25 protein-coding genes and 5 tRNA genes are annotated in these 25166 nt (G+C 69.7%); 13 read left to right on the top strand and 17 right to left on the bottom strand.

Going from position 1 to position 25166, the window contains the following annotated elements:
- Nucleotides 1–4: 4 nt before the first annotated feature.
- Nucleotides 5–475, top strand: coding sequence for a DUF3515 domain-containing protein (locus MDN94_RS16055; protein ID WP_482726465.1), 471 nt, complete (start codon nucleotides 5–7; stop codon nucleotides 473–475).
- Between the two features lie 11 nt (nucleotides 476–486).
- On the opposite strand, the gene MDN94_RS16050 is transcribed toward MDN94_RS16055, so the two are convergent.
- From MDN94_RS16050 to MDN94_RS16040, 3 genes are read right to left on the bottom strand one after another with little or no spacing between them, the layout of a single operon-like run.
- Nucleotides 487–1644 (bottom strand): D-alanine--D-alanine ligase family protein, encoded by a 1158-nt coding sequence (locus tag MDN94_RS16050; protein ID WP_441266442.1) that lies wholly within the window; start codon nucleotides 1642–1644, stop codon nucleotides 487–489.
- 34 nt (nucleotides 1645–1678) lie between these two features.
- A complete protein-coding gene (locus MDN94_RS16045) occupies nucleotides 1679–2689 on the bottom strand; it encodes an NAD(P)H-dependent glycerol-3-phosphate dehydrogenase (protein WP_482726464.1) in 1011 nt (336 codons plus the stop codon).
- A complete protein-coding gene (locus MDN94_RS16040) occupies nucleotides 2686–3438 on the bottom strand; it encodes a lysophospholipid acyltransferase family protein (RefSeq protein ID WP_360043974.1) in 753 nt (250 codons plus the stop codon). Before MDN94_RS16040 ends, MDN94_RS16045 begins: the two co-directional genes overlap by 4 nt.
- 148 nt (nucleotides 3439–3586) lie before the next feature.
- On the opposite strand from MDN94_RS16040, the gene cofC reads away from it, so the two are divergent.
- Complete coding sequence (cofC, locus tag MDN94_RS16035) at nucleotides 3587–4303, top strand: 2-phospho-L-lactate guanylyltransferase (protein ID WP_482726463.1); 717 nt, start codon at nucleotides 3587–3589, stop codon at nucleotides 4301–4303.
- A 10-nt stretch (nucleotides 4304–4313) separates the two neighbouring features.
- Nucleotides 4314–4517: a hypothetical protein gene (locus MDN94_RS16030; RefSeq protein ID WP_482726462.1), complete on the top strand. Its 204-nt coding sequence runs from the start codon at nucleotides 4314–4316 to the stop codon at nucleotides 4515–4517.
- 134 nt (nucleotides 4518–4651) lie between these two features.
- Here MDN94_RS16030 and MDN94_RS16025 read toward each other — a convergent pair whose 3' ends face one another.
- The 4 genes from MDN94_RS16025 to leuC form a co-directional block, all read right to left on the bottom strand.
- On the bottom strand, nucleotides 4652–5302 hold the full coding sequence (locus tag MDN94_RS16025) for an HU family DNA-binding protein (protein ID WP_482726461.1): 651 nt from the start codon (nucleotides 5300–5302) through the stop codon (nucleotides 4652–4654).
- Between the two features lie 143 nt (nucleotides 5303–5445).
- Nucleotides 5446–5673 carry an SCO5555 family protein gene (locus MDN94_RS16020; protein ID WP_482726460.1) on the bottom strand — a complete coding sequence of 76 codons (228 nt, stop codon included), beginning with the start codon at nucleotides 5671–5673 and terminating at the stop codon, nucleotides 5446–5448.
- 104 nt (nucleotides 5674–5777) lie between these two features.
- On the bottom strand, nucleotides 5778–6371 hold the full coding sequence (leuD, locus tag MDN94_RS16015) for a 3-isopropylmalate dehydratase small subunit (protein ID WP_482726459.1): 594 nt from the start codon (nucleotides 6369–6371) through the stop codon (nucleotides 5778–5780).
- 5 nt (nucleotides 6372–6376) lie between these two features.
- Entirely contained in the window at nucleotides 6377–7801 is a 1425-nt protein-coding gene (gene leuC / locus MDN94_RS16010; RefSeq protein ID WP_482726458.1) for a 3-isopropylmalate dehydratase large subunit, read from the bottom strand.
- Between the two features lie 144 nt (nucleotides 7802–7945).
- Here leuC and ndgR point away from each other — a divergent pair, with 144 nt between their 5' ends.
- Together ndgR and MDN94_RS16000 are read left to right on the top strand one after the other, a co-directional pair.
- A complete protein-coding gene (ndgR, locus tag MDN94_RS16005) occupies nucleotides 7946–8662 on the top strand; it encodes an IclR family transcriptional regulator NdgR (protein ID WP_005311436.1) in 717 nt (238 codons plus the stop codon).
- Nucleotides 8663–8786: 124 nt separating this feature from the next.
- A complete protein-coding gene (locus MDN94_RS16000) occupies nucleotides 8787–9035 on the top strand; it encodes an SCO4226 family nickel-binding protein (RefSeq protein ID WP_482726457.1) in 249 nt (82 codons plus the stop codon).
- 185 nt (nucleotides 9036–9220) lie between these two features.
- Here MDN94_RS16000 and MDN94_RS15995 read toward each other — a convergent pair.
- The 10 genes from MDN94_RS15995 to MDN94_RS15950 form a co-directional block, all read right to left on the bottom strand.
- Nucleotides 9221–9293: transfer RNA gene (locus MDN94_RS15995), tRNA-Glu, on the bottom strand.
- 17 nt (nucleotides 9294–9310) lie between these two features.
- Nucleotides 9311–9382, bottom strand: a tRNA-Gln gene (locus MDN94_RS15990).
- A 16-nt stretch (nucleotides 9383–9398) separates the two neighbouring features.
- A tRNA-Glu gene (locus tag MDN94_RS15985) sits at nucleotides 9399–9471 on the bottom strand.
- Between the two features lie 62 nt (nucleotides 9472–9533).
- A tRNA-Glu gene (locus MDN94_RS15980) sits at nucleotides 9534–9606 on the bottom strand.
- A 21-nt stretch (nucleotides 9607–9627) separates the two neighbouring features.
- Nucleotides 9628–9699: transfer RNA gene (locus MDN94_RS15975), tRNA-Gln, on the bottom strand.
- Nucleotides 9700–9789: 90 nt separating this feature from the next.
- Entirely contained in the window at nucleotides 9790–10512 is a 723-nt protein-coding gene (locus tag MDN94_RS15970; RefSeq protein WP_482726456.1) for an HAD family hydrolase, read from the bottom strand.
- 45 nt (nucleotides 10513–10557) lie between these two features.
- Nucleotides 10558–11244 carry a DUF4241 domain-containing protein gene (locus MDN94_RS15965; protein ID WP_482726455.1) on the bottom strand — a complete coding sequence of 229 codons (687 nt, stop codon included), beginning with the start codon at nucleotides 11242–11244 and terminating at the stop codon, nucleotides 10558–10560.
- Nucleotides 11245–11363: 119 nt separating this feature from the next.
- Nucleotides 11364–12839: a glutamate--tRNA ligase gene (gene gltX / locus MDN94_RS15960; protein WP_482726454.1), complete on the bottom strand. Its 1476-nt coding sequence runs from the start codon at nucleotides 12837–12839 to the stop codon at nucleotides 11364–11366.
- Nucleotides 12832–13605: a fumarylacetoacetate hydrolase family protein gene (locus MDN94_RS15955; protein WP_307708477.1), complete on the bottom strand. Its 774-nt coding sequence runs from the start codon at nucleotides 13603–13605 to the stop codon at nucleotides 12832–12834. The genes gltX and MDN94_RS15955 overlap by 8 nt, the downstream gene beginning before the upstream one ends.
- Before the next feature lie 122 nt (nucleotides 13606–13727).
- Entirely contained in the window at nucleotides 13728–13901 is a 174-nt protein-coding gene (locus MDN94_RS15950) for a hypothetical protein (RefSeq protein ID WP_482726453.1), read from the bottom strand.
- Nucleotides 13902–14480: 579 nt separating this feature from the next.
- Here MDN94_RS15950 and MDN94_RS15945 point away from each other — a divergent pair.
- From MDN94_RS15945 to MDN94_RS15910, 8 genes are all read left to right on the top strand, one after another.
- A complete protein-coding gene (locus tag MDN94_RS15945) occupies nucleotides 14481–18128 on the top strand; it encodes a sensor histidine kinase (protein WP_482726452.1) in 3648 nt (1215 codons plus the stop codon).
- A 9-nt stretch (nucleotides 18129–18137) separates the two neighbouring features.
- Entirely contained in the window at nucleotides 18138–18551 is a 414-nt protein-coding gene (locus MDN94_RS15940; RefSeq protein WP_005311457.1) for a roadblock/LC7 domain-containing protein, read from the top strand.
- Nucleotides 18552–18690: 139 nt separating this feature from the next.
- Complete coding sequence (locus MDN94_RS15935) at nucleotides 18691–19095, top strand: DUF742 domain-containing protein (RefSeq protein WP_005311458.1); 405 nt, start codon at nucleotides 18691–18693, stop codon at nucleotides 19093–19095.
- The gene (locus tag MDN94_RS15930) at nucleotides 19076–19657 is read left to right on the top strand and encodes a GTP-binding protein (RefSeq protein WP_159686641.1); all 582 of its coding nucleotides are present in this window, start codon (nucleotides 19076–19078) and stop codon (nucleotides 19655–19657) included. Before MDN94_RS15935 ends, MDN94_RS15930 begins: the two co-directional genes overlap by 20 nt.
- 350 nt (nucleotides 19658–20007) lie before the next feature.
- A complete protein-coding gene (locus MDN94_RS15925; RefSeq protein ID WP_482726451.1) occupies nucleotides 20008–23304 on the top strand; it encodes a sensor histidine kinase in 3297 nt (1098 codons plus the stop codon).
- A gap of 10 nt (nucleotides 23305–23314) precedes the next feature.
- A complete protein-coding gene (locus MDN94_RS15920) occupies nucleotides 23315–23728 on the top strand; it encodes a roadblock/LC7 domain-containing protein (RefSeq protein ID WP_005311461.1) in 414 nt (137 codons plus the stop codon).
- A gap of 138 nt (nucleotides 23729–23866) precedes the next feature.
- Nucleotides 23867–24469 (top strand): DUF742 domain-containing protein, encoded by a 603-nt coding sequence (locus tag MDN94_RS15915; protein ID WP_482726450.1) that lies wholly within the window; start codon nucleotides 23867–23869, stop codon nucleotides 24467–24469.
- Nucleotides 24450–25031 (top strand): GTP-binding protein, encoded by a 582-nt coding sequence (locus tag MDN94_RS15910; RefSeq protein ID WP_050791473.1) that lies wholly within the window; start codon nucleotides 24450–24452, stop codon nucleotides 25029–25031. Before MDN94_RS15915 ends, MDN94_RS15910 begins: the two co-directional genes overlap by 20 nt.
- Nucleotides 25032–25166: the final 135 nt, after the last annotated feature.

Below are 25166 nucleotides of genomic sequence, written 5' to 3'. Positions count from 1 at the left end.
GCCGGTGACGTCTTTCGGCCGCCGGTCCCTGATCCTGTCCGCAGCCGCCGTTCTGGTGGCCGCCGCGGGCTGCTCCTCCACCGACGCGTCGGCGTCGATCACGGTTCCCAGCCCCCCGGCCGAGGAAGCGGCCCTGTGCCGCGCGCTGGACGGGGAGCTGCCGGACTCGGTCGACGGGCACGACCGCGACGACCCGGAGCCGTCGTCCGAACTCACCGCCGGCTGGGGCGATGCCGCGATCGTACTGCGCTGCGGTGTGGCCCGACCGGTGGGGATGAGTGATCCGCAGGGCCAGGGCGTCGAGGTGGACGGCGTCAACTGGCTGCTGGAGGAGCGGGACGACGGTCCCCGCTTCACCACCACGTACCGCGTGACGTATGTGGAGGTCACACTCGGCAGCCGGTACATGCACGACATCGGTCCGCTCACGGAGCTGGCCGGGCCCGTCAAGAAGACGGTCCCGGCCACGCTTTGACCTGCGGGTCCTTACCGAAGCCCCGTCGAGCGGGTCAGGGCGGCCTGGATCAGCCGGTCCACCAGTTCGGTATAGGCGACGCCGCTCTCCTGCCACATCCGCGGGTACATGGAGATCGGCGTGAAGCCCGGCATGGTGTTGATCTCGTTGATGACGAACTCGCCGTCCTCCGTGAGGAAGAAGTCCGCGCGGACCAGGCCCTCGCACGAAGCCGCGTCGAACGCCGCGACCGCCAGCCGCTGCACCTCGGCGGTCTGCTCGTCGGTGAGCGGGGCGGGAACCAGACCGGCCGCCGAGTCGATGTACTTGGCCTCGAAGTCGTAGAAGTCGTGGGCCGTCACCGGCGGGATCTCTGCCGGAACGCTGGCGCGCGGGCCGTCCTCGAACTCGAGCACGCCGCACTCGATCTCCCGGCCGCGCAGCAGCGACTCCACGAGGATCTTGGGGTCGTGGCGCTGCGCCTCGGCGATCGCGTCGTCCAGGCCCGCGAGCCCGTCGACCTTGGTGATGCCCATGGAGGAGCCGCCACGGGCCGGCTTGATGAACAGCGGCCAGCCGTGCTCGCCCGCGAAGTCCACGATCTTCTTACGGGCGGCCGCCGGGTCGTTCGCCCACTCGCGCGGCCGGATCACCTCGTAGGGGCCGACGGGCAGGCCGAAGGAGACGAAGACCCGCTTCATGTACTCCTTGTCCTGGCCGACGGCCGAGGCGAGCACGCCGGAGCCGACGTACGGGACGCCGGAGAGTTCGAGCAGGCCCTGGAGCGTGCCGTCCTCCCCGTACGGGCCGTGCAGCATCGGGAAGACGACGTCGACCTCGCCGAGCGCCTTGGGCACGGAGCCCGGCTCGCTGTAGACGACCTCACGGCTGCCGGGGTCGACGGAGAGCACCACGCCGCCCTCGTCCGACTCGGCCAGTTCCTCGACGTTCGGCGTCCTGCGGTCGGTGATCGCCATCCGGTCCGGCTCGTCGGCGGTGAGCGCCCACCGGCCGTCGGCGGTGATGCCGATCGGCAGGACGTCGTACTTGGTGCGGTCGATGGCCCGCAGCACCGCGCCCGCGGTGACCACGGAGATCCCGTGTTCGGAGCTGCGGCCGCCGAAGACGACGGCTACGCGCGGCTTGCGGAGCTGCTGCTCGGGGCTCTGGGGGAGGTTCTCGGTGCTCATATCGCGATGAGACTACCCGCTGGTTCGAACGACGTCAGCGTCGCTCGGGCTTGGCGGCGCGGGACATCAACTCCTTGAGAGCAACGACCGGCGGCTTCCCCTCGTGGACGATGCCGACGACCGTTTCCGTGATCGGCATGTCCACTCCGTGCCGGCGGGCCAGGTCCAGCACCGACTCGCAGGACTTGACGCCCTCCGCGGTCTGCTTGGTGACCGCGATGGTCTCCTGGAGCGTCATCCCGCGGCCCAGGTTGGTGCCGAAGGTGTGGTTGCGGGACAGCGGCGACGAGCAGGTCGCCACCAGGTCGCCGAGGCCCGCGAGCCCGGAGAACGTCAGTGGGTCGGCGCCCATGGCGAGGCCCAGCCGTGTGGTCTCCGCGAGGCCGCGGGTGATGAGCGAGCCCTTGGCGTTGTCGCCGAGTCCCATGCCGTCGGCGATGCCGACGGCGAGGCCGATGACGTTCTTCACCGCGCCGCCCAGTTCGCAGCCCACCACGTCGGTGTTGGTGTACGGGCGGAAATAGGGGGTGTGACAGGCCGCCTGGAGACGCTGCGCGACGGCCTCGTCACGGCAGGCGACCACGGCGGCGGCGGGCCGGCGCTGGGCGATCTCCTTGGCGAGGTTGGGACCGGTGACCACGGCGACGCGGTCGGCCGGCACGTGCGCGACCTCCTCGATGACCTCGCTCATCCGCTTGGCGGTGCCGAGTTCGACGCCCTTCATCAGGGAGACGAGCACGGTGTCGGCGGGCAGTTTCGGCGCCCACGCGGCGAGATTGCCGCGCAGGGTCTGGGACGGGACGGCGAGGACGGTGAAGTCGGCCTCGTGCAGCGCCTCCGCCGGGTCCGTGGTGGCCCGCAGCTTCTCAGGAAGCTCGATCCCCGGCAGGTAGTCGGGGTTGGTGCGGGTGGTGTTGACGGCGTCGACGAGGTTCGCGCGGCGTCCCCACAGGGTCACCTCGCAGCCGGCGTCGGCCAGCACCATGCCGAACGCCGTACCCCACGAGCCCGTTCCGAAGACGGCGGCCTTGACCCGCTTTGTCACTTCGCTTCCTCCCCGGCGGCCTTGCGGCGCTGCTCCGCGCGGACTTCGCGCAGATCGAACGGCTTCTCCGGCGCCTTCTCGCCGCGCAGCTCCTCGAGCTGCTCCGTGACGGCGGCCATGATGGCCTCGGTCGCGGCCTTGAGGACTTCCGGTGTGGGATCCAGGTCGTAGAAGCGCGAGAGGTCGACCGGCGGGCCGGCCTGCACCTGGAGCGTCTTGCGCGGGAAGAGCCGGACCTTGTTCTCCTTGGCATACGGCGGCATCGCCAAGTTGGCGCCCCACTGGGCGACCGGGATGACCGGCGCCTTCGTCTGCAGGGCGGCCCGCGCCACACCCGTCTTGGCGGTCATCGGCCACATGCCGGGGTCCCGGGTGAGCGTGCCCTCCGGGTAGAAGGCGACGCACTCGCCCCGCTCGACGGCGTCGACAGCGGCACGGAAGGCGCCGACGGCGTTGGAGGACTCGCGGTAGACGGGAATCTGCCGGGTGCCCCGCAGCAGGACCCCGACGACGGGCGTCTTGAACAGCGCGGCCTTGGCCAGGAACCGCGGGACCCGTCCGGTGTTGTACTGGAAGTGCCCGTACGAGAACATGTCGAGGTACGAGTTGTGGTTGATGGCAGTGATGAATCCGCCCTCGACCGGAATGTGTTCCGTTCCCCGCCAGTCCCGCTTGAACAGAAGCAACAGCGGCGGCTTTGCGATGACCGCGGCCAGGCGGTACCAGAAGCCGATTCTACGGCGGGACACTCGGACACCTTCCTCTTACGACCGGGCCATTGCCTGGCTGCTGGGGGTCAAGTGTCGCCCCAGGCCTCTGGTCTGTCGAGGACACGGTACGCCCCGACCGCACCCCCTCCCCGCGGGGCCTTCTGAGATCCGGGCGACAATGGGCGCGATGCGCATGGACCAAGAGTTCGCCACGGACACGGAGCCGGTCCCCGCACCTGCCCGCCGCTGGTCCCTGGTCGTACCCCTGAAGCCGCTGGCCCTGGCCAAGAGCCGACTGGCGGGAGCGGCGGACGACAGACTGCGGCGGCGTCTCGCCCTCGCGTTCGCCCAGGACACCGTGGCGGCCGCGCTGGCCTGCCCTGCCGTACGGGATGTGGCGGTCGTCACGGACGATCCGACCGCCGCCGCCGGGCTCGCGGCGCTGGGGGCGAGGATCGTGCCGGACTCCCCGGCCGCGGGCCTCAACGCGGCGCTGGCGCACGGAGCCGAAGTGGTGCGCGCAGCGCGCCCCTCCGCGGCGGTCGCCGCGCTCAACGCCGACCTGCCCGCATTGCGTACCGCCGAATTGGCGAGGGCACTGGCAGCGGCTTCGGTATTTACCCGGGCATTTCTGACGGATGCGGCCGGAATCGGCACGACTTTGCTCTCCGCCCTGCCGGGCGCTGAATTGCGCCCTGCTTTCGGCGGTCCTTCACGCCTTGCGCATTTGGCTTCCGGTGCCACGGAAATCATGTCCGGCGGTCTCGATTCCGTGCGGCAGGACGTGGACACCGGTGAGGATCTGGCGGCCGCGCTCGCGCTGGGCGTGGGCCGGTACACCGCGCAGGGCCTGGCGGCCGGCGCTCCGGCCGTACCGAGGAAGCACGCCGGTCGGGGGCACTAGGCTGGCGGCCATGCAGGCGACCTCGTACACCTACGACCCCGAGACCCGCAGCGGCAGTGTGCTGCTGGACGACGGCACCCCCGTGGCCTTCGACGCGGCGGCCTTCGACGCGGGCGGCCTGCGGCTGCTGCGGCCGGGGCAGCGGGTGCGGATCGAGACCGAGGGCGAGGGCGAGAGCCGCCGCGTCACGCTGGTGACGCTGTACACGTTCTGAGGGTGCCGCGGACACGCTCCGAAGGGGCGCCGCGGGACCGCACGCCGCGGGCCGGTCTCCCAGCGGGAGACCGGCCCGGCGCGTGAGTGGCTGTGCGGCGCTCGGCCGCTTGTGCTGGTATCGCGCCCTCGGCGCTACTTGTTCCTCGAGGTCGTCTTCTTGGCGGCGGTCTTGCGCGCCGTGGCCTTCTTGGCCGGCGCCTTCTTGGCCGTGGCCTTCTTGGCCGGAGCGGTCTTCTTCGCCGTGGCCTTCTTGGCGGTGGTCTTCGCCGGGGTCGCCTTCTTCGCGGCGGCAGTGGTCTTCTTGGCGGTGGTCTTGGCCGTCGACTTCTTCGCTGCCGGGGTCGTCTTCTTCGCGGCGGTCTTCTTGGCGCCCGTGGTCGTCTTCTTCGCCGCGGTCCTCTTCGCGGCGGCCTTCTTGGCCGCGGCCTTGGAGATGGTGGGCGGCGGGCCGGAGAGGCTGCCCTTGGGGGCCTTCTTGACCGCGACCTCGCCTCCCTTGGGGAGCTTCTTCGTGCCGCTGACCAGGTCCTTGAAGCCCTGCCCTGCGCGGAAGCGGGGCACGGACGTCTTCTTGACCCGGACACGCTCGCCGGTCTGCGGGTTGCGAGCGTAGCGAGCGGGGCGGTCGACCTTCTCGAACGAGCCGAAGCCGGTGACCGAGACCCGGTCTCCGGCGACCGTTGCGCGGACGATCGCGTCAAGCACCGCGTCGACGGCGTCAGCGGCCTGCTGACGCCCGCCGAGCTTGTCGGCAATCGCTTCTACGAGCTGCGCCTTGTTCACGTCTTCCCCTTCGGAGACATTTGGCCGGAACGATCGCGTCCTGGCTTTTTCGCACGTTAGGCAGATATATACCGCAAATCAAACACGAAACGGGCTAATCACCCTAGTGCCGCAACGAAGTCGACCTCGGCGGAGTTCTGAGGTCAGCCGCCTTCGGGGAATCGCCCCTCTTCCAGGTCCTTCATCAACAGGTCCAGACGCGTTGCCGCGCCGGGGAGATCGTGCTTCGCCGCTGCCGTGATGACCAGCAGCTTCCGGGACAGCGCCATCCTTACGCCCTCCGGGACTTGCAGTTCGCGCACCGTTGTGTGCGCTTCCTTCAACCGGGCCGCGACGGCCTCGTAGAGCTCGAGTTGGCTGTCGCGTTCCATGCACCGATTGTGCCATCTGGGGCGAGTTGTCGCCCAATGGGGCCTCAACATACGACTGCGCCCCCCGCCTTCAGGCGGGGGGCGCAGTTCGGGAAAACCGCTGCTCAGGCGTCAATTGTCCGGGGCTTGAAGGACGGCCGGCCCGCCTCGTACGCCGCGATGTCCGCTTCGTTCTGAAGGGTGAGGCTGATGTCGTCGAGTCCGTTCAGCAGTCGCCAGCGGGCGTTCTCGTCGAGCTCGAAGTCCGCGGTGATTCCGGGCGCGAGGACCTGTCGCTTCTCGAGGTCGACGGTGATCTCGGCCGTCGGTTCGGCCTCCGTCAGCTCCCACAGCGCGTCCACGACGGACTGCTCGAGGACCACGGTCAGCAGGCCGTTCTTCAGCGAGTTGCCGCGGAAGATGTCGGCGAAGCGGGAGGAGATCACGGCCTTGAAGCCGTAGTTCTGGAGGGCCCAGACGGCGTGCTCGCGCGACGATCCGGTGCCGAAGTCGGGTCCGGCGACGAGAACCGAGGCTCCGTTGCGCTCAGGGCGGTTGAGGACGAACTCGGGGTCCTTGCGCCAGGCCTCGAACAGCCCGTCCTCGAAGCCGTCGCGGGTGACCTTCTTCAGCCAGTGGGCCGGGATGATCTGGTCGGTGTCGACGTTGCTGCGCCGCAGCGGGACGGCCCGGCCGGTGTGCGTGGTGAAAGCTTCCATGGTGTTCAGACTCCGGCGGGCGCAGGGGTTTCGGACAGGTCGGCGGGCGAGGCGAGGTGGCCGAGAACCGCGGTGGCGGCGGCGACCTGCGGGGAGACCAGGTGCGTGCGGCCACCCTTGCCCTGCCTGCCCTCGAAGTTGCGGTTGGAGGTGGAGGCGGAGCGCTCGCCGGGCGCGAGTTGGTCCGGGTTCATGCCGAGGCACATGGAGCAGCCGGCGTGCCGCCATTCGGCCCCGGCCTCCTTGAAGACCTTGTCCAGACCCTCTTCCACGGCCTGCAGCGCGACGCGGACCGAGCCGGGGACGACCAGCATCCGTACGCCGTCCGCGACTTTGCGGCCGTCCAGGATCGCTGCGGCGTTGCGCAGGTCCTCGATGCGTCCGTTGGTGCAGGAGCCTACGAAGACGGTGTCCACCTTGATGTCGCGCAGCGGCTGTCCGGCGGTCAACCCCATGTATTCCAGGGCCTTTTCGGCGGCCAGGCGCTCCGACGCGTCGTCGTACGAAGCAGGGTCGGGGACGTGTCCCGACAGCGGCGCTCCCTGGCCGGGGTTGGTGCCCCAGGTGACGAACGGGGCGAGTTCGGCGGCGTCGATGAAGACCTCCGCGTCGAACACCGCGTCGTCGTCGGTGCGCAGCGTCTTCCAGTACTCGACCGCGGCGTCCCAGTCGGCTCCCCGGGGCGCGTGGTCACGGCCCTGGAGGTAGTCGAAGGTGGTGCGGTCGGGGGCGATCATGCCCGCGCGGGCGCCGGCCTCGATCGACATGTTGCAGATGGTCATCCGGGCTTCCATCGACAGCTTCTCGATGGCGGAGCCGCGGTATTCGAGGACATAGCCCTGCCCGCCGCCGGTACCGATCTTCGCGATGATCGCGAGGATCAGGTCCTTGGCCGTGACACCGTCGGGCAGCTCGCCCTCGACGGTGATGGCCATGGTCTTGGGGCGGGACATGGGCAGCGTCTGGGTGGCCAGCACATGCTCGACCTGGGAGGTGCCGATACCGAAGGCCAGAGCGCCGAACGCGCCGTGCGTGGAGGTGTGCGAGTCACCGCAGACCACGGTGGTGCCGGGCTGGGTCAGACCCAGCTGAGGGCCGACGACGTGCACGACGCCCTGCTCGACATCTCCCAGCGGGTGCAGCCGCACGCCGAACTCCGCGCAGTTCTTGCGCAGGGTCTCCAGCTGGACGCGGGAGACCGGGTCGGCGATCGGCTTGTCGATGTCGAGGGTCGGGGTGTTGTGGTCCTCGGTCGCGATGGTGAGGTCGAGGCGGCGCACCTGCCGGCCGTTCTTCCGCAGACCGTCGAAGGCCTGGGGGCTGGTCACCTCGTGCAGCAGATGCAGATCGATGAAGAGGAGGTCGGGCTCGCCCTCGGCGCGCCGGACGACATGGTCGTCCCAGACCTTCTCCGCGAGTGTCCTACCCATCGCTTTCCCTCCGGCCGGCTGTGCCGCCGACGCATCTAGAGATCTTGTGCAGTGCCCGTTGGTCCGCGGGCCGCCACTACAGCGTGGCAAGTTCCGGAGAAAATTGAACTTGCGTTTCACAGAGTGAGACGCGAGTATCGTTGCATGGACAACTCTAGCGGCGTCGGCGTCCTCGACAAGGCGGCCCTTGTCTTGAGCGCCCTGGAGTCCGGTCCGGCCACCCTCGCGGGGCTGGTCGCGGCCACGGGACTCGCACGACCTACAGCACATCGCCTGGCAGTGGCACTGGAGCACCACCGTATGGTGGCGCGCGACATGCAGGGCCGCTTCATCCTCGGCCCGCGGCTGGCGGAGCTCGCCGCCGCGGCGGGCGAGGACCGGCTGCTGGCCACGGCCGGGCCGGTACTCACACACCTGCGTGACGTGACCGGTGAGAGCGCGCAGCTCTACCGCCGGCAGGGAGACATGCGGATCTGCGTGGCGGCGGCCGAGCGGCTGTCCGGACTGCGGGACACCGTGCCCGTCGGCTCCACGCTCACGATGAAGGCCGGCTCCTCGGCCCAGATCCTCATGGCCTGGGAGGAGCCGGAGCGCCTTCACCGCGGGCTCCAGGGCGCGCGCTTCACGGCGACCGCCCTGTCCGGCGTCCGGCGCCGCGGCTGGGCGCAGTCGATCGGAGAGCGCGAGCCGGGCGTGGCGTCCGTGTCCGCGCCCGTGCGGGGCCCCTCCAACCGCGTGGTGGCCGCCGTCTCGGTCTCCGGACCGATCGAGCGCCTGACCCGCCACCCGGGCCGTATGCACGCCCAGGCGGTCATCGACGCCGCAGCCCGCCTGAGCGAGGCACTGCGCCGCAACGGCTGAGCGCACCTTTCGTACGTCCACGTCCGGCCGGCCCCTTCAACGCCGCAGGGGTCGGCCGGAGGTGTTCCCGGGCCCGCGCAGGTGCAGCATGGAAGTACCTGCGATCGACGGAGGTGCTGGAGCGATGACCGAGTTCATGGACGTACACCGCGGGATGAAGGGCATCACGAGTGATCAGCTGATGGAGGCGCACCGCGCGGATCTCGCGATCGAGGGCGAGGAGGGCGTGCACTTCAAGAACGCGTGGGCGGACCCGGAGACGGGCACCGTGTACTGCCTGTCCGAGGGCCCGTCCGCGGACGCCGTGCAGCGCGTCCACGAGCGCACGGGCCACCCCGCTGACGAGATCCACCCGGTGCCTCTCACTGTGTGAAGCCGGTCCCCGAGGCTCCCGCTGCCCCCCGGCGGCGGGAGCCTCTCGCTGTGACCTCGCGACGAACTCGTCCCAAGCGCACGGGAGATGGAGCGGGGCCGGGACATCCGCAGCGTCACCGGGAGAGGCGTTGCCACAAACGCCGAAGGGCCTTCCGACTGCTCGGAAGGCCCCTTCGGACTCTGTACCCCCGACCGGATTCGAACCGGCGCTACCGCCTTGAGAGGGCGGCGTGCTAGGCCGCTACACAACGGGGGCATGCATCCTGCGACGCGCTGGGCTACCAGGACTCGAACCTAGACTAAATGAACCAGAATCACTCGTGCTGCCAATTACACCATAGCCCATGGTGGTTTAGACCAGTACCCCCGACCGGATTCGAACCGGCGCTACCGCCTTGAGAGGGCGGCGTGCTAGGCCGCTACACAACGGGGGCCCTAGCGATCCTGCATCGTGAAGCATCGGGTGCGACCCGGATGATCACGCGGGAAGGATCTGTACCCCCGACCGGATTCGAACCGGCGCTACTGCCTTGAGAGGGCAGCGTGCTAGGCCGCTACACAACGGGGGCTTTGCAGATAAGCTCTGCGAGCTGGCCTACCAGGACTCGAACCTAGACTAACTGAACCAGAATCAGTCGTGCTGCCAATTACACCATAGGCCACCAAAACTCAACCCCCGACTGGGGGTTTTGTTCGGTCTGCGCTTCCGGCTCCCGGGCTTTCGGCCCGCTCTCCTTGGCGCAGGAAGAACATTACCCGAAGGTGGACGGCGCTCCAAAACGGGTATCGGCGCGGAGCAGGCCCGGAAGCTCGTCGAGACCGGTGATCCTGATCAGTTCGGGACGCCCGCCGAGCCCCGCGCGGTCGAGCCAGATCCCGGTGAGTCCGGCCTCGACCGCGCCCCGGGCGTCGATGTCCGGCTGGTCCCCCACGTACGCGACCTCGTGCGGAGCCAGTTCCATGGCCTCGCAGGCGGCCAGGAAGGCTCCCGCCTCCGGCTTGGAGATCCCGATCTCCACCGCGCACACGACGGCCTCGAAACGGTCCCGTACGCCGAGCGTCCGCAGCTTGCGGTCCTGGTTGTGGATGCTCGAATTCGACAGAACCCCGTGACGATAGTCATGGGCCAGCAGGTCCAGAACGGGCACCGCGTCGGGAAAGAGGGACCACGCCGCCTCGTAGTGCCTGACATGCCGGCCGAACCAGGCGTCCGCCTCCGCGTCGGTCATGTCCCGGGCGGCGAGGAACGTGCGCACCCGGTCACGGCGCTGCCCCTGGAAGTCGGTCTCACCCGCGGCGAACCGGGCCCACTGGACGTCGGTGATCGCCCGCCAAGCGGCGAGGGCCTGCTCGAGGGTCCGGTACCCCTCGGGCAGGCCCTCGTGCGCCAGGTGCTTGCTCATGCCGACGCGGTCGGCGCTCGCGTAGTCGAAGATCGTGTCGTCGATGTCCCAGAGCACGGCTCGGATCGGCATGAGGCCGAGATTACGCGGCCGGGCCGGACTCCGGTACGGCGCGCGTCACCCCGCGACGCGCTCGTCCTTCGAGGGGACGACGAAGAAGTCGGTGACGAAGCAGGTGACATCGCCGTCCGCGTCCCGGCCGACCCAGGTCGGGTAGGCGCCGTCGCCCCAGCCGGACATGAAGGCGATCAGGTTGTGGCCCGTGTCGGGGGCCGTGATCGTGTGCGGGCCGAGGCCCGCCTCCCCACCGGCATCGAAGGCGTCCCAGAGCGGGCCCTTGTCGCCGACGCAGTCGGGGAACGACTCGTCGCAGGCAGCGTCGTAGAAGCAGCCGGTGCCGGCGTCGACGCCGTAGGCGAAGAACTCGTCGTCGGCGAGGGATGCGGGGTCCTGGCCGGCCTGGTGGGCGATCTCCCAGGCGACGGGCGCCGTGTCCTTGATCAGCAGGCGGGCCGCGGCGATCCGCTGGTGCGGCGGCTCGTCGTCGGCGGCTTCCTCGTCGCGTTCGGTGATCGTGGCGACGGAGCACTCCACGCGGTAATGCCCGGGCGGCACCTCCGCGGTGAAGGGCTCGGACTCGCCGGTGCCGAGCGAGACGAAGGGGTCGCAGGCCACGACCCTGCCCGTCGGCAGCCACAGCTCGCCGGCCGGCGTCACGGACATCGTGCCGGCCTGTCCGCCCTCCTCCTCGAACCGGTTGCCCGGCGTGAAGTGCCAGGAGAAGTCGGGGGCGGGCATGGGCATGGGGTCCTCCGGCGGGGCAGTGATCGGGATCCCACCGACCCTAGTGGTGCGCTCCGACGACGCCGAGGGGGCGGTGGCCTTCCGCGGCCACCGCCCCCCACGGACGCGAACAGGAATCCTTACGCGGCGAGCTTCGCCAATGCCGCGTCGATCCGGGCGAGGGTCTTGTCCTTGCCCAGGATCTCCAGGGATTCGAAGAGCGGCAGGCCGACCGTGCGGCCGGTCACGGCGACGCGGACCGGGGCCTGCGCCTTGCCGAGCTTCAGGCCGTGCTCCTCACCGGCGGCCAGGACGGCCTCCTTGAGGGACTCGGGGCTGGTCCAGTCGGCGTCCTCGAGCTTGGCACGCGCGGTGGTGAGCAGCGCCGCCGGGTCGCCCTTCATGGCCTTCGTCCAGGACGCCTCGTCCTCGACGGGCTCGTCCAGGAAGAGGAAGTCGACGTTCGCCGTGATGTCGGAGAGGACCGTGAGCCGGGTCTGGGCGTGCGGGGCGATGGCCTCCCACGCGGCGCGGTCGAAGCTCTCCGGCGCCCAGTTGGCGTGCGGGGCCTTCAGCCACGGCTCGCAGGCCTCGGTGAACGTCTTCACGTCCAGCATCCGGATGTGGTCGGCGTTGATCGCCTCGGCCTTCTTCAGGTCGAAGCGGGCCGGGTTGGCGTTGACGTCCGCGAGGTCGAACTTCGCGACCATCTCCGGGATCGTGAAGATGTCCTGGTCGGCGGAGAAGGACCAGCCGAGCAGGGACAGGTAGTTGAGCAGGCCCTCGGGGAGGAAGCCGCGCTCCCGGTAGAGGTTGAGGGACGCCTGGGGGTCGCGCTTGGAGAGCTTCTTGTTGCCCTCGCCCATGACGTACGGCAGGTGGGCGAAGGACGGGATCTCCTTCGCGATGCCGAGCTCGATGAGCGCCTTGTAGAGCGCGATCTGCCGCGGGGTGGAGGACAGCAGGTCCTCGCCGCGCAGGACGTGGGTGATCTCCATCAGCGCGTCGTCGACGGGGTTGACGAGCGTGTAGAGCGGGGCGCCGTTGGCGCGGACGATGCCGTAGTCCGGGACGTTGTCCGGGGTGAAGGTCAGTTCGCCGCGGACGAGGTCCGTGAAGGTGATCGGCTCCTCCGGCATCTTGAAGCGGACGATCGACTCGCGGCCCTCTGCCTCGTACGCCGCCTTCTGCTCGGCGCTCAGCGTGCGGCACTTGCCGTCGTAGCCGGAGGGCTTGCCGGCGGCGCGGGCGGCGTCGCGGCGGGCCTCGAGCTCCAGGGCCGTGCAGTAGCAGTGGTAGGCGTATCCGCCGGCCAACAGCTTCTCGGCGACGTCCTTGTAGATGTCCATCCGCTGCGACTGGCGGTAGGGGGCGTGCGGGCCGCCCACCTCGGGACCCTCGTCCCAGTCGAGCCCGAGCCAGCGCATCGAGTCGAGCAGCTGGTTGTAGGACTCCTCGGAGTCACGGGCCGCGTCGGTGTCCTCGATGCGGAAGACCATGGTGCCGCCGGTGTGCCGGGCGTAGGCCCAGTTGAACAGGGCGGTGCGGACCAGGCCGACGTGGGGGTTGCCGGTCGGGGAGGGACAGAAACGTACGCGGACGGAGCCGTTAGCCACGCTTGATCACCTTGTTGGTGAGAGTGCCGATACCTTCGATGGTGACGGCGACCTCGTCGCCGACGTTGAGCGGGCCCACCCCCGCGGGGGTGCCCGTGAGGACGACGTCGCCCGGGAGCAGCGTCATGGCCTCGGTGATGTGCACGATCAGGTCCTCGACGGACCGGACCATCTCGCTGGTGCGGCCCAGCTGGCGCTGCTCGCCGTTGACGGTGCACTGGATCGTCACGTCGGCCGGGTCGAGGTCGGTCTCCACCCAGGGGCCGAGCGGGCAGGAGGTGTCGAAGCCCTTTGCCCTGGCCCACTGCTTCTCGCGCTGCTGCACGTCGCGCGCGGTGACGTCGTTGGCGCATGTGTAGCCGAAGACGACGTCCTTGACGCGTTCGCGGGGGACCTCACGGCACATCCGACCGATGACGACGGCGAGCTCGGCCTCGTGGTGCAGCTCGTTCGAGAACGAGGGGTACTCGATGGCGTCGCCGGAGCCGATCACCGAGGTGGTGGGCTTGAAGAAGGCGACGGGTACGTCCGGGACCTCGTTGCCGAGCTCCGCCGCGTGCTCCGCGTAGTTGCGGCCGATGGCCACGACCTTGTTGGGGAGCACGGGCGGCAGCAGACGGACCTTGCTCAGCGGGACCTTGGTCCCGGAGAGCTCGAAGTCGGCGTACGGAATGCCCTTGATGATGTCGAGGACAAGGCCGTCTGGGCCGTCCTCGACCGCGCCGAAGGCGACATTGCCGTCGATGGAGAACCTGGCGATGCGCACGGGATGCTGTCGCCCCTCTTTACTTGGTCGCTGGCCGGAGACTGACGCTCCAGGCTAACGCGGCGAGGGAGGCCCGACCGGCTGCGTCACCGTGTACGTGACGACGGTGATGACGCCGGCGGTCAGCGGACGGGGGCGTCCATGAGGATCGTGCGGCGGGGGTTGGCCGTCTGGGCGGGAAGCTCGAGCGAGTGCTCCTGCTGCTCCGGCGCCTGGAGCTCCTCCGCGTCCTTGAGGTGGGCGAGGGTGGTGCGCCGGGGGTTGGCTATGTTGCGGAACATCATCGTCGTCTTCATGTGGTGTGTCTGACCTTGTCCGAGTGCGGGCGCTACGGAGGAGCGCGGTTGACGGATTGCCCATCCCTGTAAAGCGTCAGGCTAAACATCGGATTCCCGTCGAATGCCGGGAAGACTCAACGATCACCGTGTGAGTTTGCTCACGGAGAGACGGGCAAATCGGGCAATGCGGACCCTTGATGACGCATGCGGAACCGGACATTAAGCCACTGAAGCTCTCATTCCGCTCCTGATCATCGCGACTGGGACACCCCCTCCCCCTAAGCGACTCGTAGGCAGAAGTCCGTTTTACCCAGGAACGACCTCCACCAGTTGTGACCACACACTTACATCGTGTCATCCAGGTCACAGGCCGGTACGTGGCCCTTGTTGGAGATCCGGCACTGTGCTGGAATTCCACGAACCGCCGCGGGTTTCGAACCGGCGCGCAAGGGCGCAACGCAGCGCCGAGTTGCGGCGGGGAAGGGGGAGCAGCGCCGGTCACTCACGACCACCATGGGGCGCGATCATCGCCCCAAGACGCCGACACCGTCCCGCCGTACAAGCGGAGGGACGCCTGGTCCAGAGGTTGCGACGCTAGTGCAGGGACGTTTCAAGAGGGATGGCAACAGCGCGGCGGAACAGGAGCCGCGCGGCGGGACCGACCGCGGCTCCTCGCCCCAGCACACCCACAACCAGGGACCGGCGGCCCCCGGCGACGGTGGTGAGCGCGCAGGCCGCGCCGGCGCCAAGGCGTCCGGCGTCAAGGCCTCACCGGCCGACGGCGCCGGCTCACAGGCCAGGCCGAAGGGCCCCACGGACACCGGTTCGCGAATAGCGCTGCGCAACTGGCGCATCAGCACGCGCCTCGTGTCCCTGCTCACCCTGCCGGTCGTCGCGGCGACCACGCTGGGCGGACTCCGTATCAACGAGTCCATGGACGACATGAAGCAGCTGGACCACATGCAGCTGCTCACCAAGATGACGACGGAAGCGACCGAGCTGGCGCACGCGCTCCAGCAGGAGCGTGACCTCTCCGCAGGCCCGCTGGCCAACGGCTCCGTCGACACCGACTTCAAGGTCTCCGGCCCGCGCACCCAGACCGACCGCGCCCGCAAGGCCTTCCTCGAGGCCACCCGTTCCATCCCGAACAAGGACGACGACGAGGCGCTGGAGTCGATCCGCGCCAACGCGAACCAGATCGCCGTCCAGGTCAACAACCTCAACACCATCCGGAACACCGCCTACAAGGGCAAGGTTCCGAAGTCGCAGACGGTGGAGGGTTACAGCCGTCTGATCGAGTCGCTGCTGAGCCTGTCCCAGGACATGGCCCAGGCGACCAGCAACCCGGAGATGATCAAGCGCACGCGCGCCCTGGCGGCGTTCTCCTCCGCCAAGGAGTACGCGTCGATCCAGCGCGCCATCATCGCCGCGGCCCTGCCCGGTGGTGACGACGCCGCGACGCCCGGCCTCACGGAGAACGACCGCCTCTACGGACAGGCGGCGCTCGAGAACGGTGAGACGGAGCTCAAGAGCTTCAAGGCGATCTACGAGTCCACCGGCGGTGACTCCGAGGAACTGACGGCGCCGCTGGAGAACGAGAACCCGACGATCACCGCGGCCGAGCAGTACGCCAAGCGCGTCCTGGAGAACGAGAACGGCCTCGCCCAGCTGCCGATCCGTTCCCACCTGGACTGGACCGACGACTACTCGGTCCGCATCAACGCGATGAAGACCATCGAGCAGACGCTGCTCGGCCAGATGGAGGCCGAGGCGCGCAAGCTGCGCGAGGCGTCCCAGCAGGACGCCATCATCAACGGTGCGCTGATCCTCATCGTCCTCGGCGTGTCCCTCGTCGGCGCGTTCGTCGTGGCCCGCTCCATGATCCGCTCGCTGCGCCGGCTGCAGGACACCGCGACCAAGGTCGCCCAGGACCGTCTGCCCGAGCTGGTCAAGCAGCTCTCGGAGTCCGACCCGCAGGACGTCGACACCTCCGTCGAGTCCGTCGGTGTCCACTCCCGCGACGAGATCGGCAAGGTGGCCGCGGCCTTCGACGACGTGCACCGCGAGGCGGTCCGCCTCGCCGCCGAGCAGGCGCTGCTGCGGGGCAACGTCAACGCGATGTTCACCAACCTCTCGCGCCGTAGCCAGGGTCTTATCCAGCGCCAGCTCTCGCTCATTTCCGAACTTGAGTCGCGCGAGGCCGACCCGGACCAGCTCTCCTCGCTGTTCAAGCTCGACCACCTCGCGACCCGTATGCGCCGGAACGGCGAGAACCTCCTGGTCCTCGCGGGTGAGGAGCCGGGCCGCCGGTGGACCCGCCCCGTGCCGCTGGTGGACGTGCTCCGTGCCGCCGCCTCCGAGGTGGAGCAGTACGAGCGCATCGAGCTGGCCTCCGTGCCCGCCACCGAGGTCGCGGGCCGCGTCGTCAACGACCTCGTGCACCTGCTCGCCGAGCTGCTGGAGAACGCGACCTCGTTCTCCTCGCCGCAGACCAAGGTCCGGGTCACCGGTCACGCGCTGCCCGACGGCCGCGTCCTGGTCGAGATCCACGACACCGGCATCGGCCTCTCCCCCGAGGACCTCGCCGCGATCAACGAGCGGCTGGCGTCGCCGCCCACCGTGGACGTCTCGGTCTCCCGCCGCATGGGTCTGTTCGTGGTCGGCCGGCTGTCCCTGCGACACGGCATCCGCATCCAGCTGCGTCCCTCCGACTCCGGTGGCACGACCGCGCTGGTCATGCTGCCCGTCGATGTCGCCCACGGCGGCAAGAAGGCTCCGGCGAAGCCCGGTGCGGGCAGCCACGGCGCCGCTGCGCCGGCCGGCGGTGCTCCGGCGGGTCTGCCCGGCCGTCCCGGTGGCCCCGGCGGTGGCCGTCCCGGTCTCGGCGGCGGCAACGCGGCCGGCAACAACGGCGGCGGCCCGCTCGGCGGTGCTCCCGCCGGCGCGGGAAGTGCTCCCGGCAACCGGCTCGGTGCCGGCGCGGCTCGCGGCCAGGTCGGCGCCGGTTCGGCTCCGCGCGTCGCGCTGCCCGCCCGTGACGACGCCGGCCGTCCGGCCCAGGGCATGCACAGCGCCCCGGGCATGCAGGGACCAGGCCAGCAGGGACCGGGCCAGCAGGGCCAGGGCGGCAGGCCCGGCCAGGCGCAGGAGGGCCCGCGTCAGGGCGGCGCGTTCGGCGGCGGCCGTGGTGCGCAGGGTGCTCCCGCGCGGAACGAGGCCCCCCAGAACGGTTTCCAGAAGGGTACGGCGCCCGCCGCGGGCGACCGCGGCCGCCAGCTGCCCCCGCCCGGCGGTCCCCGTGCCGAGCTGCCCGGCGGCCCCGCGCCCCGGCGCGACGAGCCCGTATCGCCGCGACCGCAGCGCCCTCAGACCACCAGCTGGGGCAGTGACCAGCCGCAGCGGCCGTCCGCGGACGCGCCGCGCGGTCACGAGGACCACGACAGCAACCGGGGTCCGGGATCGACCGCAGAGTTCGTGCGGCCCGACTACAACGCCGGTCCGCCGCAGGCCGGGCTCCCGGCCGGTCCCTCCTCGACGGGGCAGTTCGTGCGCCCCGACGTGTACGGGGCGTCGAACCAGTCCTCCGCCGGCCAGTACGGCCGTCCGGAGGCACAGGACCCGGCGTCCACGGCCCAGTTCGCCCGCCCGGACTTCGGAGCGCCGCAGCCGCCCGCTCCGCAGCGCCGTGACGAGTCGAGTTTCGCGCCGCCGCGCCCGGCGGCCGGGCTGCCCGCCCCGCAGCAGCCGGAGGCCCTGCCCCCGGCCGGGCCCGGTGACGGCCGTACCCCGCTGTACGACACACTGGAGACCAACTGGTTCCGCGGTGTGCAGGGGGGCGGCCGGCCCGCCGATGAGCAGCAGGCACCGGTGGAGCGTCCCGCTCAGCCGGCCCCGCAGCGCACACCCGCGCAGAGCCCGGCGACCCCGGGCAACGCGTCCCATGCGAGCGGTGCCTGGCGCTCCTCGCCCAACGACGAGTTGGTACGTCAGGCCGAGCGGGTCAGGAAGCCCGCGGCCGGCGGCGTCACCACCTCCGGCCTGCCCCGGCGGGTCCCGCGCGCCAACCTCGTGCCGGGCACCGCTCAGGAGCAGAACCACCAGGCCGGTCCGCAGGTTTCGCGCGCGCCGGACGACGTGCGTGGCAGGCTGACCAATCTCCGCCGAGGCATCCAGCAAGGCCGTCAGCAGAACAGCTCGACGACCGGAAGCTTCGACCTCGGCCCCTCTCACCAGCAGGAGCGTTAGTTGAGCCCGATGAGCCAGGCGGCGCAGAATCTGAACTGGTTGATCACCAACTTCGTGGACAACACCCCAGGGGTGTCGCACACGGTGGTGGTCTCCGCCGACGGTCTTCTGCTGGCGATGTCAGAAGGTTTCCCGCGCGACCGCGCCGATCAGCTGGCGGCCGTGGCCTCCGGGCTGACCTCGCTGACCGCGGGCGCCTCCCGGATCTTCGAAGGCGGTCCGGTGAGCCAGACCGTCGTGGAGATGGAACGGGGGTTCCTTTTCCTCATGTCCGTCTCCGACGGATCCTCGCTGGCCGTGCTCGCGCACCCCGACTGCGACATCGGCCTCGTGGGTTACGAGATGGCGCTTCTCGTGGACCGTGCGGGCAGCGTCCTCACTCCGGACCTGCGCGCCGAACTCCAGGGAAGCCTTCTGCACTGAGCCCGAGCCGCGAGCCGAACCCCACGCACCGGCTCGCGGCGATCAGCCAACGCACCGTCACCAGCACGGCCGCCACAGGCCCCCCACCGGCCCAACCAGACGGCACAGCCGACCACTTGCTGTCACGCCCGGAGGATTCATGACCCCGCCACCCGCCTCTCACGATCCGTACGGTACGTCGGTAGACGCGTACGGGGACGAGGGCGACCAGCCGCTGGTACGTCCGTACGCCATGACCGGCGGCCGGACCCGGCCGCGCTACCAGCTCGCCATCGAGGCGCTGGTCAGCACGACGGCCGATCCAGCCCTGCTCGCCGGGTTGCTTCCCGAGCACCAGCGGATCTGTCATCTGTGCCGGGAGGTCAAGTCCGTCGCCGAGATCTCGGCGCTGCTGTCGATGCCGCTCGGTGTCGCGCGGATCCTTGTCGCCGACCTGGCGGAGGCCGGCATGGTGGCCATTCACCAGCCGGGCAACGGAGAGGCCGGCGGCACGCCGGATGTGACACTGCTCGAAAGGGTGCTCAGTGGACTTCGCAAGCTCTAGCGGCGGTGCTGCGCGATCGACCACCAGCGCGAAGATCGTGGTGGCGGGCGGCTTCGGCGTGGGCAAGACCACGTTCGTCGGCGCCGTCTCGGAGATCAACCCGCTGCGTACCGAAGCCGTCATGACCTCCGCCTCCGCGGGCATCGACGACCTCACCCACACCGGGGACAAGACGACGACCACCGTCGCCATGGACTTCGGCCGCATCACCCTCGACCAGGACCTCATCCTCTACCTGTTCGGCACCCCCGGACAGGACCGCTTCTGGTTCATGTGGGACGACCTCGTCCGCGGCGCCATCGGCGCCGTCGTCCTCGTCGACACCCGCCGCCTCGCCGACTGCTTCCCCGCCGTCGACTACTTCGAGAACTCCGGCCTCCCCTTCGTCATCGCCCTCAACGGCTTCGACGGACACCAGCCCTACAACCCCGAAGAAGTCCGCGAAGCACTCCAGATCGGCCCCGACACCCCCATCATCACCACCGACGCCCGCCACCGCGCCGACGCCAAGAGCGCACTCATCACCCTCGTCGAACACGCCCTCATGGCCCGCCTGAAGTAGAATGGCCAAGTAGACGACCCAATACGGCAGTTGTCGTAGTTGCTGTGGGGCGGGCCGTGTCTTTTGACACGGCCCGCCTCCGTGTTCATAACATTTCGACAGAGAATTCCGGCGCAGTGGACACCCGTTGCACACGGGCGGTATCACTGTGCTCACATGAGCCTCGCCATTTGACGGGGCTCGTTCTTTATGCCCGTTTTATGCGAGGCGTACGCCACTCGGAATCACTGATTCCGAGTGTTTGGAATGCGGCCGGTCGTCGTGCTGGAATTCGTCGAACTGCCGAGTAGTACGGCTCTGAACGAAACACGGCACAGCGTAGGTGCCGACGCCGAGAGGTTGTTGGTCGAGTGAGGCGAAGCAAGACGAGCTCCGCAGAGCAGCAGGCGCGGGGCAACTTCACCCCGCCGTCGCGCACAGCGGCGCCGCCTGCGGATGCGTCGGGAGCTTCCGGCTCTTCCCCGGCCATCGGCGGGCCGGGAGGTTCCGGGGGCAGCACCAGCCGCTTCTCCCCTCGCAACTGGCGGGTGCCCACCCGACTGAACGCGATCCTCCTCATACCCGTGCTCGTCGGTCTGGTCATGGGCGGGTTCCAGGTCAAGCAGTCGATCGACACCTGGAGCGAGGCGCAGGACGCGGAGAAGACCGCACTCGTCGTGCGCGCGGCCTCCGAGTACGGCCAGGCGCTTCTCAACGAGCGTGACCTGACCGCACAGCCCCTGCTGCTCGCCACGAGCCAGGACGCCCGGCAGGCCGCCGCCGTCACCGAGACGTACGACGCCACCGACGCGGCAAAGGCCAAGTTCGACCAGGCCGTGGAGGACATGCCCCCCGGGCAGGGCCTCGAGCGCCGCCTCCAGCTGTTCAAGCAGGAGGAACCGAAGCTCGCCGATCTGCGCAAGGCGGCCTACACCAAGGCGCTCGACCCGGTGCAGACCGAAGAGGGCTACGTCAAGATCCAGCACGTGCTGATGGAGTTCGCCAACGAGCTCGGCCTCGGCACCGGCAACGTCACCAGCTACGGCCGTACCGTCTACGCCGTCCAGCTCGCCAAGGCCGCCGCGTCGCTGCAGCGCTCCATCGGCATGCACCTGCTGGTCCGGCCGAGCAAGGACGAGAACGTCCTGGCCAAGCAGACGATCGCCTTCAACTCGTACAACTACCTCGAGCAGATCGCCATCGGCGAGTACGTCTCCGGCGGTACGGAGGCCGACACCGTCCGGCTCAAGGAAGTCATGACCGGCAAGGCCACCGAGGGCGGCAAGCGGCTCGCCGCCGCCGGCCTGAACCCGCCCAAGGGTCCCGACGGCTCCGTCTTCACCGGCATGGCCACCGCCATCGGCTCCGGCACCAGCCCCGAGAAGCTGAAGACGCAGGACGTCACGCCCGAGACGTGGATGGGCGCGGCGACCGCCAAGTTCGACGGCTACACCGAGATCGAGACCGACCTCGTCGACCGGGCCGTGAACGAGGCCGCGGCGATCTCCGACGACGCCAAGACCGACGCCATCGTCAACGGCCTCATCGTCGTCATCGCCCTGCTCACCGCCTTCATCCTGGCCGGCCTCATGGCCCGCCAGATGAGCCGCTCGATGCGCCAGCTGCGCACCGCGGCGTTCAACATCGCCGAGCAGCGCCTGCCGATGCTGGTCGACCAGCTGTCCCGGACCGAGCCGGGCCGGGTCGATACCCGCGTCCAGCCCATCCCGATCGACACCCAGGACGAGATCGGCGAGGTCGCCCGGGCCTTCGACCAGGTCCACCGCGAGGCCGTCCGGCTCGCCGCCGAGCAGGCCATGCTCCGGGGCAACGTCAACGCGATCTTCACCAACCTCTCCCAGCGGAACCAGTCGCTCATCGAGGGCCAGCTCACCCTGATCACCGACCTCGAGAACAACGAGGCCGACCCGGACCAGCTGGAGAACCTCTTCAAGCTGGACCACCTGGCGACCCGTATGCGCCGCAACGGTGAGAACCTGCTGATTCTCGCCGGCGAGGAGCCCGGCCGCCGCTGGAACCAGCCCGTGCCGCTCGTCGACGTGCTGCGCGCCGCCTCCTCCGAGGTGGAGTCCTACGAGCGCATCGAGCTCACCGGCGTCCCGGAGACCGAGATCCACGGCCAGGCCGTGACCGACCTCGTGCACCTCCTCGCCGAGCTGCTGGAGAACGCCACCACCTTCTCCTCGCCGCAGACCAAGGTCCGCGTCACCGCGACCCGTCTCCCCGACGGCCGCGTCATGGTCGAGATCCACGACAAGGGCATCGGCCTCACCGCCGAGGACTTCGCGGACATCAACCACAAGCTGGCCAACCCGCCGACCGTGGACGCCGCCGTATCGCAGCGCATGGGTCTCTTCGTGGTCGGCCGCCTCGCCGACCGCCACGGCATCCGCGTCCAGCTGCGCCCCTCGGGCGAGCAGGCGGGCACCACCTCGCTGGTCATGCTTCCCGACGCCATCACCCACGGTGGCGGTGGCGAGTCGCTGCCCGAGGACGACTTCACCGTCTCGCAGATCATCCCGCAGCAGCAGTCCTTCGAGAGCGCCCCGATGCGGACCGCCGCGGAGCTCGGCTTCGACGACTCCCGCTACGAGCAGCCCTCCGACGACTCCGCGACCCAGCTGGACCCCGTGGGCCGCTCCCTGATGCGCGAGGAGCGCCGGGCGGCCCTGGAGGCCCAGGCGCACGGCGAAAGGCCGCTGTACCGCGACGAGTCGCCGTACGAGCAGGAGCAGGCTCCCCAGCAGGAGTACGGCTCCGAGTACGGCCAGGATTACGCACAGGCGGACCAGGGCTACGCGCAGAACCAGCAGCCTGCGTACGACGAGTACCAGGGCGGCGGCTACCAGGACCCGTACCAGCCGGCGAACGGCGGCTACCCCGAGCACACGGAGCAGCAGGGTCCGCTCCAGGACGCATATGCGGAAGCCACATACCAGGACCCGCAGAACTCCCAGCAGCAGTACGAGGGCCAGTACGACTCCCAGCCCCACCAGGGTGAGTGGGCCGACCACGGCGGCTACCAGAGCGCTTACGAGCCCGAGTACCGTCCCGAACCGGAATCTGCACCCGACGCTCCCGCGAACGGCTCGGACCGCGTAGGCTTCGAGCGTCCGGGACCGTCTCCGAGCAGCAGCCACGAGCTGACGGATGCCGGTCTCCCCCGGCGCGGTGGCAGCCAGAAGCCGTCGTCGGCACAGCAGGTGCCACAGCCGCCGGCGCAGCAGCAGGCGTCGCAGCAGCAGTGGCAGCAGCAGGCCCCCGAACAGGCTCCGGCCGCTCAGCAGAGCGGGCAGGCCCCGGGCGGCAGCGGCAACGGCTCGGGCAGCTTCGGCGGCGGGAGCTCCGACACCGACGACTGGCGCTCGGCGAACGACGAGCGCTGGCAGCGGGCGGAGAAGCTTCGCGACCCGAAGGCGGGCGGGGTCACCTCGTCCGGTCTTCCCCGGCGGGTACCCAAGGCCAACCTGATCGAGGGCACGGCCGAGCAGACCCCGCAGGGCGGCCCACAGGTCTCCCGCGCCCCTGAGGACGTGCGTGGCAGGTTGAGCAACCTGCGGCGTGGCGTCCAGCAGGGACGCAGCGCGGGAACGGACACGAACGGACCGGGCTCCGGCCCGGGCAGTACCTACAACCAGGAGCGTTAGTGTGAGCCCGATGAGCCAGGCGGCGCAGAATCTGAACTGGTTGATCACCAACTTCGTGGACAACACCCCAGGGGTGTCGCACACGGTGGTGGTCTCCGCCGACGGACTCCTGCTGGCGATGTCCGAAGGTTTCCCGCGCGACCGCGCCGATCAGCTGGCGGCCGTGGCCTCCGGGCTGACCTCGCTGACCGCGGGCGCCTCCCGGATCTTCGAAGGCGGCGCCGTCAACCAGACGGTCGTGGAGATGGAGCGCGGCTTCCTCTTCATCATGTCCATCTCCGACGGCTCCTCACTGGCCGTGCTGGCCCACCCCGAGGCCGACATCGGCCTGGTGGGCTACGAGATGGCGCTCCTGGTCGACCGTGCGGGCAGTGTCCTCACTCCCGACCTTCGCGCGGAGCTCCAGGGAAGCCTGCTCAACTGACGATCTGCCGGGTTCGTCCCGGTAGTTGCTCTTGACCAGTAGACAGACAGTGCGTTTCTCGCCACCGCACCGTTAAGGTGCGGTGGCGCGGGCTCCACAGGGACAGGAACCGGCGTACAGGCAGTCGGAGGAGGAAACGTGGCAACACCCCCAGGCGGGCGCCCTTATGAGGGCGGTCATCAGCCGCACGGTGAGCACACAGACAACCGCTTCAACTTTCCTTCGACGCCGGGCAGAGCGGGCGCGCAGCAGCCCTACCAGCAGTCGCAGTCGCCGTACGACCCGTCCTACGACGCGTCGTACGATCCCTCCTACGGTCAGCAGCAGCCCCGCATCCAGCCGGTGGCCCAGCGGCGGCCCCAGGAGCCCGCGAAGGCGTCGCCCGCCGGACCCGGCAGGCACAACCCGCTGGTGCGCCCGTACGCCATGACCGGCGGCCGGACCCGGCCGCGTTACCAGCTCGCCATCGAGGCGCTGGTCAGTACCACGGCCGATCCGTCAAGGCTGCAAGGGCAGTTGCCCGAGCACCAGCGGATCTGCCGGCTGTGTTTCGAGATCAAGTCGGTGGCTGAGATCTCGGCCCTCCTCTCCATCCCCCTCGGCGTTGCCCGGATCCTCGTCGCCGACCTGGCGGAGGCCGGACTTGTCGCCATTCACCAGCCCGGCGGCGACGAGTCCGCCGGCGGCCAGCCAGACGTGACACTGCTCGAAAGGGTGCTCAGTGGACTTCGCAAGCTCTAGCGGCGGTGCTGCCCGCTCAACCACCAGCGCGAAGATCGTGGTGGCGGGCGGCTTCGGCGTGGGCAAGACCACGTTCGTCGGCGCCGTCTCGGAGATCAACCCGCTGCGTACCGAAGCCGTCATGACCTCCGCCTCCGCGGGCATCGACGACCTCACCCACACCGGGGACAAGACGACGACCACCGTCGCCATGGACTTCGGCCGCATCACCCTCGACCAGGACCTCATCCTCTACCTGTTCGGCACCCCCGGACAGGACCGCTTCTGGTTCATGTGGGACGACCTCGTCCGCGGCGCCATCGGCGCCGTCGTCCTCGTCGACACCCGCCGCCTCGCCGACTGCTTCCCCGCCGTCGACTACTTCGAGAACTCCGGCCTCCCCTTCGTCATCGCCCTCAACGGCTTCGACGGACACCAGCCCTACAACCCCGAAGAAGTCCGCGAAGCACTCCAGATCGGCCCCGACACCCCCATCATCACCACCGACGCCCGCCACCGCGCCGACGCCAAGAGCGCACTCATCACCCTCGTCGAACACGCCCTCATGGCCCGCCTGCGGTAACCGTCCCTGCGGCCCGCGGCGCTCGCGCGCCGAACGCCTGTGAAGAAGGCCCCGTGCTCCTGCCTGTGGAGCACGGGGCCTTCTTCATGGCAGCCGACGGGGCCGGGGAGCCGCGCCGCCGTGGAGGGCGACGTG

It is taken from the genome of Streptomyces sp. WAC00040, from assembly GCF_056835925.1.
The sequence above is the reverse complement of the archived record's forward strand: the minus strand, read 5'-3'. Positions and strand labels throughout refer to the sequence as shown.

Excerpts from the sequence above, each read along its gene's own strand:
- MDN94_RS16000 (WP_482726457.1), top strand. The coding sequence starts at position 8,787 with ATGACCGAGTTCATGGACGTACACCGCGGGATGAAGGGCATCACGAGT.
- MDN94_RS15935 (WP_005311458.1), top strand. The coding sequence starts at position 18,691 with ATGACCCCGCCACCCGCCTCTCACGATCCGTACGGTACGTCGGTAGAC.
- MDN94_RS16030 (WP_482726462.1), top strand. The coding sequence starts at position 4,314 with ATGCAGGCGACCTCGTACACCTACGACCCCGAGACCCGCAGCGGCAGT.
- leuD (WP_482726459.1), bottom strand. The coding sequence starts at position 6,371 with ATGGAAGCTTTCACCACGCACACCGGCCGGGCCGTCCCGCTGCGGCGC.
- MDN94_RS16050 (WP_441266442.1), bottom strand. The coding sequence starts at position 1,644 with ATGAGCACCGAGAACCTCCCCCAGAGCCCCGAGCAGCAGCTCCGCAAG.
- MDN94_RS15950 (WP_482726453.1), bottom strand. The coding sequence starts at position 13,901 with ATGAAGACGACGATGATGTTCCGCAACATAGCCAACCCCCGGCGCACC.
- MDN94_RS15970 (WP_482726456.1), bottom strand. The coding sequence starts at position 10,512 with ATGCCGATCCGAGCCGTGCTCTGGGACATCGACGACACGATCTTCGAC.
- cofC (WP_482726463.1), top strand. The coding sequence starts at position 3,587 with ATGCGCATGGACCAAGAGTTCGCCACGGACACGGAGCCGGTCCCCGCA.
- MDN94_RS15940 (WP_005311457.1), top strand. The coding sequence starts at position 18,138 with ATGAGCCAGGCGGCGCAGAATCTGAACTGGTTGATCACCAACTTCGTG.
- MDN94_RS15920 (WP_005311461.1), top strand. The coding sequence starts at position 23,315 with ATGAGCCAGGCGGCGCAGAATCTGAACTGGTTGATCACCAACTTCGTG.
- ndgR (WP_005311436.1), top strand. The coding sequence starts at position 7,946 with ATGGACAACTCTAGCGGCGTCGGCGTCCTCGACAAGGCGGCCCTTGTC.
- MDN94_RS15965 (WP_482726455.1), bottom strand. The coding sequence starts at position 11,244 with ATGCCCATGCCCGCCCCCGACTTCTCCTGGCACTTCACGCCGGGCAAC.
- leuC (WP_482726458.1), bottom strand. The coding sequence starts at position 7,801 with ATGGGTAGGACACTCGCGGAGAAGGTCTGGGACGACCATGTCGTCCGG.
- MDN94_RS16020 (WP_482726460.1), bottom strand. The coding sequence starts at position 5,673 with ATGGAACGCGACAGCCAACTCGAGCTCTACGAGGCCGTCGCGGCCCGG.